Genomic DNA, 12813 nt, shown 5'->3' on the forward strand with positions numbered 1-12813 from the left:
TTCTCCTTATCCGTTTACTGGTTTAGGGGTGTTAAACATTTCATCCATCTTTCTTGCTTTTTCTAGCATCATTTCAAGTTCGGCTTCGCTAGGCGCCTGAGAATTCGATGACCTTGGAACAACGTGTATCGGCGGCTTACCTTTGCTATAAGGTGATTTAGAATATGACTTGTTCGGAGCAGCTGGCATTTTAACCGGTTCAGCAGCTTTCGCTCTTCTCTCCCTGGCTTTATCAATCACCCAGTTTAAGATGGCTCTGTAATCGCTGGCGTATTTCTTGCCATTTGCGCCTTTATAATTGTCCAGGATGGAAATGCACTCTTTCGTGAATTCTTCTCCATGATCTGTGATTAGTTTTTGATATTCTTCTTCAGATAGTTTTACAAATTCAGCGTAGGCGATCTTAGTATCTATCTTTTCTTTTACTTTACTTTCCTTTACTTTACTTTTACTTTCCTTTACTTTACTTTGTGTACTTTCTGCCTGGGTTTCTTGGGTAGTTTCTGCCTCAGAAACCGGAAGTGCCCGGTTCTTATAGGATTGGCGCATCCTTTCGCGCTTCTCAATGACCACATCAGAGCGTTTTTTGATGCCATTTGACGTTAAAACGTTGCGTTCGTGATAAGATTCAGGGTCAAAACACTCTCGTTTTATCGCCGTCGAAAGCATCTGCTTGAATTCTTCCTCCGTTACTGCGATTTTTTTGGCGAGTATCTGAATAGTTTCTGCGTCAGAAATATCAAGCTCGAAATCGGGCTCCCGGTAGATCATTTCAAGTAAGATGAAGTAAAAAGCGTAACCGTCATTTCCGTATAGCATTCTGAGTGCTTCAATTTTTCTGTCATTTGTCGCGTCTGTATCGTGAGGGAAGTAGTCCATCCCCTCCTTTTTAGGACGAGCCATCAGACTACCTCCTAACCGGCCATAAGCCGTTGTAACTCTGCTTCACATTCTTGTTTTTTCTTGGCCCAGGCTCGTCGGCTGTTGTCGTCATACGATCGCACAATCTGTGCGGAGTACATCATGATCAGTGCCTTCAACAGGTGTTCCCTGCTTACATCTGCGATAGCCATTTGGCGACCCTCCCGGGAATATAGTGACGTACGAACCAAATCAGCGCGTCAGCGTTCTTGTTCATTGTTCATCAGCCCTTCGCGAAATCTTGCCGCCCATTCTCTGCCGGCTTTGGTGTAATCCACTTTCCAGTGACAGGTTCCGGTGTTCACGCTTGGCCCGCACAGCAGGGCAATGTCATTCGCGGTTGTTTCATCTAACTTCCAACGCCGGACCAGATGCGCCCGCTGTAAGCCCCATACTTGGCTTCTGTGGGCTCCGCACCACTCACAGCAGTCATTCGCTCGTTCCTTTACTTCCCGGTCCACAGAAGGGGTTATATCGCCCCTCTGCTTCGCGGTCTTCTTAACGCGCTTACGGCTAACCTGCTGCTCTTTCGTGTAAGGTCGGTATGCAAACATGGCTTGTCCTCCTAAAATGGCAGGTCATCGTCGCTTAAGTCCGTCTGCGGCTTGTAGTCTGGTTCCTGGCGTTCCAGGTTCTGACCTCCACCGGCTGATTCCAGAAACCGTACGTTGTCCGCGATTACCTCAGTCACGTAGACCTTTCGGCCCTCGCTGTTGTCGTAGCTGCGAACTTGAAGGCGCCCTTCGGCTGCGGCTAAACGTCCTTTGCGAAGGTAGTTCGCGCAATTTTCTGCAAGCTGCCTCCAGGTGACAACTGGAATGAAGTCTGCTTCCTTCTCCTGCCCCTGTCTTTGAAATGGTCTGTCAACTGCCAACGTAAAGGTAGCGACTGCAACACCTTGTGGCGTATATCGAAGACTAGGGTCAGCAGTAAGTCTTCCGATCAGAATAGTCCGATTTAACATTGTATTAGGCTCCTTCCGCAGCTTCCTGCTGGTCTTTTTGCTTCAACATTTCAAGAAATTCCTGTCCTTGCGGTTCGCTGAGTTGTTCCAATTTCAATCCATACAATTTGGTTGATTGTGCATCTATATGATCAATGTTCAAACCAAGATCGGTCCATTTTGTCTTAAGCCGGATTATCGTATTGGTTTTGATGAATTCCACACCGGTTTCAAGCCATTCCAGGAGTTGTTGCCCTGTTTCTATTCCCAGTTTGAAGTGCTGTCCATCAAAAAGGCTTGTCCGGTCTTTAGATGCTGAAGCAATGTGTTGTTGCGAAAGATCAAGCATCACTGTGAATTCGTATTCCATACCGTCTCGCTGGATAGGCGCTAAGCCGACCTTGTTAATCTGCGTCTTGCCGCGTTCGTCCTTTTCCTGTACGTATTCCGTTTTAGCCCTCATGGTGCAGATAATATGACACTTACTTTCCAGGATGGCGTCCACTAGTGCATTGTGCTGGGGCGTAACCTCTCTCCATGCCGTGTAGCTGTTGCCACTTCGACTTGCCGATGCAACCGCTGCCTGGATGTCTAGAATGCCTCCTGTGCCCGCCCAGGCATGAGTTAAGGAATCTATAATGATGACTGTAAATCCGGCCTCCTCGAAAGCTTGAATAGCTTTGATGTACTTATCCGGCGTGTACGGCTTGTCTAAATCAATTTTTGAAAACTCTCCAAGGTGAGCATAAAGGTCACCACTGCGATTTTCCGTGTCAATCATGCCGACCTTTTCCCAATCGCCAGCAATGCCATAGGCCATTAACAACGAGCTGTATGTTTTGCCAGCACCACTTGGGGCAGAAATTCCGAGTCTAAGCTTGGCCTTTTTACGTTCAGCTTTGCGAATTTGCATTGAGTTGTTCCTCCTTTTCAAATATCCGCCGTTCAATCTGAACCACCTCAAACCTTTCCGGTTCTTTCGGTGCATGAATGCTCGCATTGAGAAAACGATCAGCATCATCTTTAACCGTGAATTTTATTGCTGAGAACAAATCTGCCGTGACGCCGGACACACGCCGGTCCAGATAACCGTTAGTGCCCTTCAACTTGATTACATAGCCAGTTTGACTCTGCATTCCCGATCACGCTCCATTTGTGGTACAATGTTCGTAGAATAGTTTTCTAGTGGGCGCCAATTCAGCTGCAACTGAAGGGTGCCTTTTTTATATGCGTTAATCAGTAGATTCCGGTTCATTACTTTGTTGTGGGGTCTTTGACTCGCTAACCAGCGGTACATTTCCATTGTCCCCATGCTCCTTTTTGGTGTAATGCTCGATTATGTCTTGTATGGTTTGAAACATGCTGACTCCTTATTTCTTTTTAGGGCAATCCTTGTTAAAGCAGATCCAGTAACCGATAAGTCCGTTTTTCTTGTCTGTTCCTTTAAATGCCATAGGCTCATTACAAAATCCGCAGTTCATAACCCTTCAACCTCCTATTCATACCAATCATCTTCTTCGGTCATCTCCCTGACCGACCCATGTAAAGGCTGATTCCCGCACTCTGGACACTCTTCCCAAGTAACGAACAATCCGTCCACCCATTTGTTTCCGCATTCGCATACCCAAGGAAGTATTTTATTAGCCACTGCATGTACACCCACCTATTCCGTCTGTAATGCAAGCGCAAAGCCGAAAAGTAAAATTCCCATGACAACTATCATGTGACCGATATAAAAGTCTTTTCTTTCCTTCCTGATCACATAGGCGATATTTACGCCTACTGCCATCAACAATGCGCCGGAGCAGAGAGTTACAATAAAGATGAAGTTAATCCAACTGATCATCCTGCAGCACCTTGCTCAATCTCCCGGTTATGACGCCAGTTCCATGTGACTTGCCGATCGTCTCTCTCGATCTCTTCCGTGATCGCTCTCCATTCCAGCACTTTTTTGACCAATTTAACGTTGATAAGGTCTATACGCGGCTCGAAGTGTGGGACTTTCGTATATAGCTCAATGTGCCCCTCTGCACTCTCGCGGTAAGCTGACATTTCGTCTGGACCGTAATACTCAACTACGACGAACTCTTTCCCCTCATGCTGGATTGTCGCACTCATGCTATTTCCTCCTTTACCAGAACCCGTTGCAGGTCCCGAAGTAATTTGATCGTGTCATGATGGTTGTATTTTACGAAGTCCGAGACGGCCTCTTCGTCTTGTGGGATGGTGCTTAAGAATTCGATTTCGTCAATAATCCGAGAGTTGAGTGAATGTGCGATTGGGCTCACTGTATTTCGCTCCTTTGTGATATATTGGGATGGAATTTACTTATTAGCTGCTTGTTTTTGCGATTCTTGAGCAAGCTTGTCCTTGTATTTGTTCTTACATATCTGCCCGACTGCGGCGAAGGTTTTACGAATTACATATGGGTCAGTTGGTTTGTGGAAGATAACCTGCATTCGTTTCACCTTCCTTGTTCCAAGATTCAAACATTTGAGAGAATGCAGCGTAAGTTGCATGCGCCCTATTTATAGGACTTTTCACTGTTCTCGCAAAACAAATAGTCGCAGATAGTTCAGTATTCAACATATTAAGTTCTTCTGCGTCTTTCTTGATCCAATTTAAAACTTCGAAGAGATTGTTATTGCACAATCTAACCATCTGACTGTACAAATCTTCTTTTGCTATACTTAATCTGGATCTCATAACCTGCATTTGGGTTAGCTCCTTTGTGATATATTGGGATGGATTATACATATTGCTTCATCTTATTGACGATCACCCAACCGGCCGCGTGATGCTCGTCTAGCACCCGTTCGACCTCTTCGGGCGTTTCTGCAAAGTAACCGTCACATATATGCACGACACTGTTTCCGTATCGGTAGGTCTCCACGATCTTTCCGGATTGATTAGGTTTCATCTCGTGTTTTTTCACAGTCGCATTTCCTCTAGATCTATGGGCATGCGGCTGGTTCTCTCGGACAATCCAAGGAATTGCTGTCATGGTGTTGGCCTCCTATCCGATTACTTGCAACTTCGTTTCATTGCGTTTCTGCATCCGTTTGGCGATAAAGTCGAATCCTTTAGCTGTTACTTTGGTGACTACATCATTTACGACCTTGTCCCCGGTTGCTCTTGGACGCTCTCTGACAACGAAGTATCCGGCATCAATGTACCTTTGATATGGGATCGTTTGATTTTTAATGATGATGCCTTCTTCGCGGAGGATTTGAAAAAGTCTGGTGCGGCCAGTTCCAAGCGCCTTAGCCACCTCAGCCATTGATTGGTAGTTCATAGCCGATATCGCAAGGTTGTAAATGGCTACTGGCGCCTCTTGTTCCTTCAACTGGCGTTCTTGTTCAGCCGTCTTAAGGGCTAACTTCTCTTTCTCAGCTGCGATTCGGTCATTCTCTTCACTGAGGTTCGCGGCCAGGCGGAGCGCTTCGGATAAAGTCTGAGGAATTTGGAATTGCGGCTTTGTTAGCTCGTCGCGCATCCGGTTGAACTCTTTAATGTAGATTTCTTTGAACCGGGCTGCTTCTTTGCCGGTGTAGCCCATGACAAGGAAGGAAAAACCATCTTGTGTGATTAGATATTTGGGTAACTCCTTGTTCTGAACAGATAGATAGGAGGAAGGTCCGAAATTGGACTCTCTAAACTCATGGCTGCATTCCAAATCTTTAATGTCACGCATTACATGCTTGTGGTCTTTACCGAACACTTCGGCAACAGTTAGGCTATCAGTCACGCTTCTACCACCTGATACAAACACAAGATTTCTCATGCAAGTACCTCCTTATGATATTTTTTGTCGCTTCAAGCGACTTTCATTTTCAAAAAAAAGGGCCCAATCAAAGCCAAGCAACCGAGCAACTTTCTTTGCGTTTTCTACTGTTGGATTCCTGCGCCCAACTTCATACTGAGCATATGTAGAACGAGGAATTCCAGTGAACGATTCAATGTCATCTTGAGTAAAATTCTTTTTTGTGCGTCTTTTAATGAGCCATTCTCTTTTCACTTTTTACCACCCCTTAAGTCGCTTAGTGCGACATTTGATATCTTGATTATAAGTCGCTTGAAGCGACAAGTCAATACCTTTTCTGGCTTACTTGTTATAATGTGCGACATTCATTTTAGGTCGCGTCAAGCAACGGTATAATTATTAATGTTGCACCTTTAAAAGAGTTTAAAAGTCTTTTAAATGTCTCTTAGGAATTGGAGGTGGTTATTCTGCTGGAGCAGAGATTGGTTGAATTGAGGAAAAAACATAAACTTACACAAGCACAGATGGCTGAAAAAATTAACATATCGCGCTCTACTTATGCCCAATATGAAGTTGGGAGAAGAATCCCAGAGTATGCAACCCTGGAGAGAATGGCTGATTATTTCGGGGTTTCAATTGATTATTTAGTAGGTAGAAGTATTCCTCCGACAGAGAAAGTAAATCAGGACAAAACAGACCTGATTGTCAAAGAAATTATCAAGAAACATAATCTTGATCTCTCAGATGATCCAGTAAGTGTTCAGTTGCTTGATGAAATAATTGGAGCAGTTACAAAGAATCGCATTCATCGGAATAAATGAAGTCTACAAAATCTTCAATTTCTTTTAGGAAATCTGTAGGAGTAATTTCTAAGCCAGTTCTCTTGATAAACTCCTGGATCTTGTCTTCATTATTTTCACCCATGAATTATCCGCCCCTTGTTGTTATGTAAGGTTATAATAACAGACTACTTGAATTATAGAAACATATGTTCGATTTTGAGATAAAAAAAATATAAGGTGGCATTGTCATGGTTTTTGAGCCTAAACAATGCCTAATCCCTGAGTTACTTCACAAGATCGGTAAAACGCAGCAATGGCTCTCGGAGCAAACCGGAATTTCGCCCCAACGAATTTCTGATTATAGCAATCTCCGACACGTTATGGGAATCTCTATTGCCAAGCTGGTTTCCCATGCAATTGGCTGCTCTATAGACGATCTTTACACTTGGCGTACCATCAGGGATTAGGAAAGAGTAGAAGTTCTACTCTTTACACCATTCTACCCAATCTTGGGTACTTTAGGCGAGTAGAAAAATATTCATTCCGGACATTGCGCTAATTTACCAAATCTTCTTGCTAGTACTATACCATACACAATATGTTAGATATATAACCTAAATCTGTGACAAGTTGGTTGTTTACAAATGCAAAAGAATGTGATACGGGAAACATTTCAAAAAAACTCTGAATAAAAAACAAAAACCGACAAGAAATGTTAATCTGTCGGACTTTTTCTAGGCAAATGTTTAACCTTGTGCTTGTTAGCTCTTGATACATGGGCGTGTATATTATTGTCGAAATGTGCCAGCATCAGGACTGGGTCATAATATTTTATTTTTTTCATATTCGCAATATGGCCGGCATGAATTTTATCAAAACCGAAACCAGCTAGAAAGGGCACGGCGTAATCAAGCGGCACATAAAAGCACAGCGTTAGTTCTTGATCAGCAGTGACCAGAACATTTTTACCCTTACTAAGGGTCATATAATAGACGTCATCAGGCGATATGATCACCATATCGCCTTTAGAGTTATGACAAGGTAGCATATACATATCCCTACCACACTTTATTTATTTAGCAGTTCTTTTGGAGCTTCAATTTCACCAATTGCGCCTTTGAAGGATACAACAAATACTACAGCAACAAACATAAGTGACATAGAGGCTGCGCGAGCGATATACTTTTTCAAATAGTTCACCTCCTTTTTGGTATCAACAGTAGTGATTGTAGCAGAAATGATACTGCAAGAACGGGCGAAGATATAAAAAAGTTAGAGCAAACCAATAAAATTGCTAAACCCTTAAATAGTGGCTTATTATTCTCTGTTAATCTGGTTCCCGCAAAACTTGTAGGCGCTTTAATAATGACAAGGACTAAAGTGACCAGGCCTAACCAAATTTTAATATCTGTTACAAAGAGTGCCGCATAGGGAACCGATGACAACAAAATCACGGATACGATTACACAAACTTCTAGAGATTTAAAATGAAATCCTCCAGATAACATTCTTAATGAAACAAAAGCCCATATAGCTGCTGCAGTCTCAACAACTTTCCCCGTCATGTATCCAATTACCAAGCACGGTATAACAACAAGTAGAAGGTTGATAAGTATACTAAGAGCATATTTTAAAATATCCAAACTCACAGGGCCTTCTGGGTCAGCTTCCTTAATCCAATGAGCAATTTTGTCAGACATGCGAAGTATCATCGCCCATAATCCCTCCGGTATGAAAAATACAGCAACAAAGCCAGAGATCCTAAAACGGTCGGAATTACGATGTAAAGGCCGTTATGGTAATTAAGTATCCAATACATGGTACTACAAATTACAAGGGCTGCAAGGGTGCTTACAACGCTCCAGAACAGCTTCACACCTTTTAGTTTGTAAAGAAGGAAACTATCGTGCGGCGGCCAGGAAATATGTGAAAATCCAAGATTATAACGGCATACTAGAAACGCCACTAAATAACAGACTACATCGGTTGTGATTTGTATGATCGATGTCCCTAAACCGGTCAGCACTTGGGCATCATCCGTTGTGACTATTGGTGTCAACAGCAGCATTGGATAAACAATAAACTGGATACCGATAAAGGATAGATAGCCCACTGAAGCAAGATCTATCGCATATGGCAGCGCTACTTTAAATATGACCACCAGAATTGTTATGTAGAGTAAAAATTGTATTGCCATATCCCAGTTCGCAATGCCTAAGAGATTACGATTCAAATAAGATACAAACGAAATAAACAAACTTGCAGCCGCGATTTCTTTAAAGTACTGTCGCAAAGGGAAACTAAATATTGCAAACATCAACACAAAGCTAGAAAGTGAATCAAGCATGCCTAAAATTATGTAGATAAATGTATTCATCCCTATCCCCTTTGCCTTTAAAGACGACTGTATTTTCTATTAATAATCATAATCTATACTAAAGCAATCTACTAGTAAGGATTATCCAAAACGTGTCTTAAATAAAGAATTATTTAATAGGAATCATCAGGAAAATGTGATTAAATGAGGATTGTAAATATTTGTAGATTGGAGACGTAAAATGAAAAAGAAAATTATCATGTTGGTCGCTACTTTTAGTGTGTTCGCGGGGGTTGTTTCGGCATCGAGCATTAACGGAGATTATAAAGGGAATGCCATCGTAAAGGTCAAGGTTAACGGTAATTACGTCAACAGTGAGGTCCCAGGGATTAACTTAGACGGCACAACAATGCTTCCTGTACGGGCTATTTCTGAGGCTCTGGGCGCAGAAGTTAAATGGGATCAGAATACATATACTGCAAGTTTAACTACAAATGCTTCTTCTGTGGGAAACGAAGATGTTAGGACACTCAAAATGTATTCAAAACTTGCTGAGCATTATAAGAAAATTCTTGTAGCAGGAGATGTTATAGCTGGGCTTGGTAGTGGATTTAGTAGTAGTTGGAATGGCCTCGCGGCTAACCTTAATAGTGAAAAAGTATTGAATGATGCAAATAAACAACTCAACAACGCTATAGATATGTACAAAGCAACTATCGAAGCTATAGCCATCATGAAAAAAGAAGCCGAAAGCTCTAATATAGAAGGCGCTTATATGTTTGATGCTGAATCAATTTTAAAAGACTATTCAGATGCCATTAATTACTTCAAAGAATCATACAAGGGACTCGAATTATATGCAAAACAAAAAAGCGAAGCTAATTTTAATATATATCTAAACAATAGCTCTAAAGGGTTTAATCTTGTTACTGACACAAGGTTCTATGTCAATGACAGGTACTTTGAATACTACAACAAAATTCAAAATTACTGATTATGAAGGGGTCTGCTCAAGTTTGAGGACACCCCTATGACGTAAGTTCAACTTACCCCATCTCACCTATTTAATCCATAATACAAAGTATTAATAAAAAGACCCTCTTTATGAGGGTCTTTCCTGTTCACTTCAAAAGAATTGCTACGACGCATGCAGCTATTCCGACAATAGTAGCAATTGAGATTGCCGTAATATGCTTATACGTGTTGTCTGTCTTTGATTCGATTTTGTCTAAACGCGATGTAACGCTTGTTTCGATTTTGTTTAATTGTGAATTGAAATTTTGAAATTCCGATTTAATATCATTGCGCATCGATTCAACGAGACTGGTTATTCTATCTTCCCGCTCTTTCGATTCTTGATGATACCTGGATTCCCGTTCTTTGGAGTCATTATGGTAACGTTCTTCACGTTCGCGGGAATCACGTTCTAAGCGTTCCAACATCATTTTTGTTCCGTCATCCATGGTACCACCTCCTTGAGCCGCTGAAGCCATAGTGTTTAAAGTTTCACTTATATTTTCAATTGCGATTTTCATTTTTTCTATTTCGGCTCGCCTCGGCGAAGAATTTTTTCTATTTGGTTCCCTCGACATATAATCAGTTATGTTCGCCGGTGCTTCAGCATAGTAGTCAACCTTGCTTTCTTTAATTATACCGTTTATTTGGTATTCTGGCTTGTATGATTTTTTTTCATCCATTATTCTCACCGGAAGTGTGTTTTATAAGAGCTTCATTCATGTGATTCAATCTTTTTATTATATTCCCCATAAAAATTTGTAGTTCAGATTGGTCCGACTTGCTAAGATCATTTACAAATTCAGCCTGTACAATATCAAGACAACTAGCAATCAAATAACCCATATTATTCATGTTCAAGGAAAAATCAATGCTTTCGTTATCTGCGCGAATAAATCTGAGCGTTGAATCCATATGTGTGATATTTATGATGCTATAGGCATCAAACAGAAATTTACTTCTTCTTAGTACTCCTACTGAAAAGGTACTAACTAAGAATCTAAAAAATTTAGCATTTTTATATTCTTTCATAGAAAGGAATTGTAAAGAATCGGTTTTTGCAATTATTGTGAATTCGAATGCGTATCCAATATTAGTGCCGAATACTTCATCGAATAAATTTCTAAGGTAAATATGATCAACGGAATCTAAATAGTTCTTTATAATTTGAACAACTAATTCTTTTTCAGATGGATCAGCATTAAACCTCTCTTCAAGCACATTAAAACATGACTCAATAACATCATAAGATGGATACATTACATTCTCACCAATTTCCAGTTTATTTTTAGGATAATCTTACCATGTAAAAATTTCTCTGGATAGTGACCGAGTCCTCTATTTATAGTCACATTTTGTGTATTCTTAAGCTTTTATTCGCAAGAAATAAGAACACCCTCTCACTAACATATCTTGTATACTGTAGGTACATCCATGTAGAGGAGAGTCCGTTATGTACAGCTTACCTCCAGGCAAATACTGTGCTTATAAGCGCAAATCCCGGGCTGACAGAGAGTTAGAAGAACGTGGGGAAGAAGATATCTACGTTAAACATCAAAATATTATTATGGAACTCTCGCGTAGATATGGTGTCATTATCACTGAAATTTACAGAGAGAACCCAATGTCCGGGGAGAAGATTTCAGAACGCCCAGAAATGATGCGATTAATGGCGGATGTAGAAGACGGTAAATGGTCGGGCGTCTTTGTTGTTGAGGTAGAGCGTTTAGCCCGCGGTGACACTATGGACCAAGGGTTAGTTGCTCAAACATTTAAGTACTCGAATACGTTGATCGTTACCCCCATGCGTATATATGACCCTACTAATCCAGATGATGAGGAGTACTTTGAATTTGGACTTTTTATGTCTAGGCGTGAATTTAAGTCGATCACACGACGTCTGTTAAGCGGGCGGGTCGGGGCCATAAAACAAGGAAAATATATCGGAAGCATACCGCCATATGGTTATACCAGGGTAAAGCTTTTGAAGGGATATACACTCGCTCCTCATCCAGAAGAATCTGAAATCGTCAAGCTCATATACGACCTGTATACACATGAAGACCCCAAGCAACGTATGGGATCGGATCTAATCGCTCAGTATCTAAATAATAAGAATATACCTTCGGCTAAACAAAAAAAATGGACAGTTCCCGGGATTAATCGGATACTGCGTAATAGAGTTTACATTGGTTTTGTTCAATGGGGAGAGCGGCCGGTTATAAAACGAAGATCAGGAAAAAGCAGACCCCTTCGCGAGCCGCTAACTGTAAGAGGTCTGCATCCAGCTATTATCGAAGAAGCGACTTTCACCAAAGCACAGCAATACTTAAAATCAAACAGTCATCCTCCGGCACCTAGAGGCATTATAACCAATCCACTCGCCGGGTTAATTCGATGTGATATATGCGGCGGACCTATTATTTGCAACCCACCGAGTGGGAACAGCCTCGGCCGTTTACCTATGCTTCTCTGTACCGCAAAAGGATGTCCTAATATAGGCGCATACCTACATCTGGTAGAAGAGAGGTTAATTTTATCGCTGAAGCAATGGCTGAAACAGTACAAGGCTCAATGGTTAAAAAAACAACCACAAAGCAAGAAAGAAGACTCAGTCAAGGTCAAGGTATTTGAAAAAGCATTAGCAGCTGCGAAAAATAATTTAGAAGAGTTAAACGGGCAGAAAGGTAATTTACACGACCTACTAGAGAAAAAGGTATACTCGATTGATGACTTTATAGAACGGTCGAAAATACTTTCAGAACGAATAGATATGGCTAAAAATGATTTAGAACGCGCGCAGGACGAACTACAGCAAGAGAGGGCTAGGATTGAAGCGCAAGTTGACATTATACCTCAATTGGAAAATGTTCTGGAATCCTACGACAAAGCAGATGATCCAGCCGATAAAAACAATTTGCTTCGATCTGTATTAGCAAAAGCAACATACCGTAAAGAAATCGGCGGTAGATGGAAGCCGATTGATAATTTTGAACTGAAATTGTACCCGATTCTGCCAAAAAATCAGTAACATCTCATAAGAGCGTATCTGTATGATACGATCAAACAAAAT

The 12813-nt window shown here is 41.4% G+C and carries 22 protein-coding genes; 4 read left to right on the forward strand and 18 right to left on the reverse strand.

Annotated features, from left to right (window positions below):
• Positions 1-6: 6 nt before the first annotated feature.
• From AC58P5_RS04360 to AC58P5_RS04415, 12 genes are all read right to left on the reverse strand, one after another.
• Complete coding sequence (locus tag AC58P5_RS04360) at positions 7-903, reverse strand: DUF4373 domain-containing protein (protein WP_497384810.1); 897 nt, start codon at positions 901-903, stop codon at positions 7-9.
• Between the two features lie 11 nt (positions 904-914).
• Complete coding sequence (locus tag AC58P5_RS04365; RefSeq protein ID WP_497384811.1) at positions 915-1073, reverse strand: hypothetical protein; 159 nt, start codon at positions 1071-1073, stop codon at positions 915-917.
• 48 nt (positions 1074-1121) lie between these two features.
• Positions 1122-1475 (reverse strand): hypothetical protein, encoded by a 354-nt coding sequence (locus AC58P5_RS04370; protein WP_497384812.1) that lies wholly within the window; start codon positions 1473-1475, stop codon positions 1122-1124.
• Positions 1476-1486: 11 nt separating this feature from the next.
• On the reverse strand, positions 1487-1885 hold the full coding sequence (gene ssb / locus AC58P5_RS04375) for a single-stranded DNA-binding protein (RefSeq protein ID WP_497384813.1): 399 nt from the start codon (positions 1883-1885) through the stop codon (positions 1487-1489).
• 4 nt (positions 1886-1889) lie between these two features.
• Positions 1890-2777, reverse strand: coding sequence for an ATP-binding protein (locus tag AC58P5_RS04380; RefSeq protein ID WP_497384814.1), 888 nt, complete (start codon positions 2775-2777; stop codon positions 1890-1892).
• A complete protein-coding gene (locus AC58P5_RS04385; RefSeq protein WP_497384815.1) occupies positions 2758-3000 on the reverse strand; it encodes a hypothetical protein in 243 nt (80 codons plus the stop codon). The genes AC58P5_RS04380 and AC58P5_RS04385 overlap by 20 nt, the downstream gene beginning before the upstream one ends.
• A 527-nt stretch (positions 3001-3527) precedes the next feature.
• Entirely contained in the window at positions 3528-3710 is a 183-nt protein-coding gene (locus tag AC58P5_RS04390; RefSeq protein ID WP_497384816.1) for a hypothetical protein, read from the reverse strand.
• Positions 3707-3982, reverse strand: coding sequence for a hypothetical protein (locus tag AC58P5_RS04395; RefSeq protein ID WP_497384817.1), 276 nt, complete (start codon positions 3980-3982; stop codon positions 3707-3709). The genes AC58P5_RS04390 and AC58P5_RS04395 overlap by 4 nt, the downstream gene beginning before the upstream one ends.
• A 312-nt stretch (positions 3983-4294) precedes the next feature.
• Positions 4295-4579 (reverse strand): hypothetical protein, encoded by a 285-nt coding sequence (locus AC58P5_RS04400; protein WP_497384818.1) that lies wholly within the window; start codon positions 4577-4579, stop codon positions 4295-4297.
• Positions 4580-4613: 34 nt separating this feature from the next.
• Positions 4614-4868: a hypothetical protein gene (locus AC58P5_RS04405; RefSeq protein ID WP_497384819.1), complete on the reverse strand. Its 255-nt coding sequence runs from the start codon at positions 4866-4868 to the stop codon at positions 4614-4616.
• A 12-nt stretch (positions 4869-4880) separates the two neighbouring features.
• On the reverse strand, positions 4881-5648 hold the full coding sequence (locus AC58P5_RS04410; RefSeq protein WP_497384820.1) for a Rha family transcriptional regulator: 768 nt from the start codon (positions 5646-5648) through the stop codon (positions 4881-4883).
• 12 nt (positions 5649-5660) lie between these two features.
• The gene (locus AC58P5_RS04415; RefSeq protein ID WP_497384821.1) at positions 5661-5882 is read right to left on the reverse strand and encodes a helix-turn-helix transcriptional regulator; all 222 of its coding nucleotides are present in this window, start codon (positions 5880-5882) and stop codon (positions 5661-5663) included.
• A gap of 203 nt (positions 5883-6085) precedes the next feature.
• Here AC58P5_RS04415 and AC58P5_RS04420 point away from each other — a divergent pair, with 203 nt between their 5' ends.
• Together AC58P5_RS04420 and AC58P5_RS04425 are read left to right on the forward strand one after the other, a co-directional pair.
• Positions 6086-6448, forward strand: coding sequence for a helix-turn-helix domain-containing protein (locus tag AC58P5_RS04420; RefSeq protein ID WP_497384822.1), 363 nt, complete (start codon positions 6086-6088; stop codon positions 6446-6448).
• Positions 6449-6657: 209 nt separating this feature from the next.
• Positions 6658-6876: a helix-turn-helix domain-containing protein gene (locus AC58P5_RS04425; RefSeq protein WP_497384824.1), complete on the forward strand. Its 219-nt coding sequence runs from the start codon at positions 6658-6660 to the stop codon at positions 6874-6876.
• Positions 6877-7124: 248 nt separating this feature from the next.
• Here AC58P5_RS04425 and AC58P5_RS04430 read toward each other — a convergent pair whose 3' ends face one another.
• From AC58P5_RS04430 to AC58P5_RS04445, 4 genes are read right to left on the reverse strand one after another with little or no spacing between them, the layout of a single operon-like run.
• Positions 7125-7463: a LytTR family DNA-binding domain-containing protein gene (locus AC58P5_RS04430; RefSeq protein WP_497384825.1), complete on the reverse strand. Its 339-nt coding sequence runs from the start codon at positions 7461-7463 to the stop codon at positions 7125-7127.
• Positions 7464-7477: 14 nt separating this feature from the next.
• The gene (locus AC58P5_RS04435) at positions 7478-7600 is read right to left on the reverse strand and encodes a hypothetical protein (protein WP_497384826.1); all 123 of its coding nucleotides are present in this window, start codon (positions 7598-7600) and stop codon (positions 7478-7480) included.
• 5 nt (positions 7601-7605) lie between these two features.
• On the reverse strand, positions 7606-8121 hold the full coding sequence (locus tag AC58P5_RS04440; protein ID WP_497384827.1) for an accessory gene regulator ArgB-like protein: 516 nt from the start codon (positions 8119-8121) through the stop codon (positions 7606-7608).
• On the reverse strand, positions 8118-8786 hold the full coding sequence (locus AC58P5_RS04445) for a hypothetical protein (protein ID WP_497384829.1): 669 nt from the start codon (positions 8784-8786) through the stop codon (positions 8118-8120). Before AC58P5_RS04445 ends, AC58P5_RS04440 begins: the two co-directional genes overlap by 4 nt.
• 181 nt (positions 8787-8967) lie before the next feature.
• Between AC58P5_RS04445 and AC58P5_RS04450 the strand changes: the two genes are divergently transcribed.
• Positions 8968-9720, forward strand: a complete 753-nt coding sequence (locus AC58P5_RS04450) for a stalk domain-containing protein (RefSeq protein WP_497384830.1) — start codon at positions 8968-8970, stop codon at positions 9718-9720.
• Between the two features lie 127 nt (positions 9721-9847).
• Here the strand turns inward: AC58P5_RS04450 and AC58P5_RS04455 are convergent, their stop codons facing one another.
• Positions 9848-10423 (reverse strand): hypothetical protein, encoded by a 576-nt coding sequence (locus AC58P5_RS04455; protein ID WP_497384831.1) that lies wholly within the window; start codon positions 10421-10423, stop codon positions 9848-9850.
• Positions 10416-11000: a hypothetical protein gene (locus tag AC58P5_RS04460; RefSeq protein ID WP_497384832.1), complete on the reverse strand. Its 585-nt coding sequence runs from the start codon at positions 10998-11000 to the stop codon at positions 10416-10418. The genes AC58P5_RS04455 and AC58P5_RS04460 overlap by 8 nt, the downstream gene beginning before the upstream one ends.
• Before the next feature lie 193 nt (positions 11001-11193).
• Here AC58P5_RS04460 and AC58P5_RS04465 point away from each other — a divergent pair, with 193 nt between their 5' ends.
• A complete protein-coding gene (locus tag AC58P5_RS04465) occupies positions 11194-12771 on the forward strand; it encodes a recombinase family protein (RefSeq protein ID WP_497384833.1) in 1578 nt (525 codons plus the stop codon).
• Positions 12772-12813 lie beyond the last annotated feature (42 nt).

Source organism: Paenibacillus sp. JT31N7, assembly GCF_059692095.1.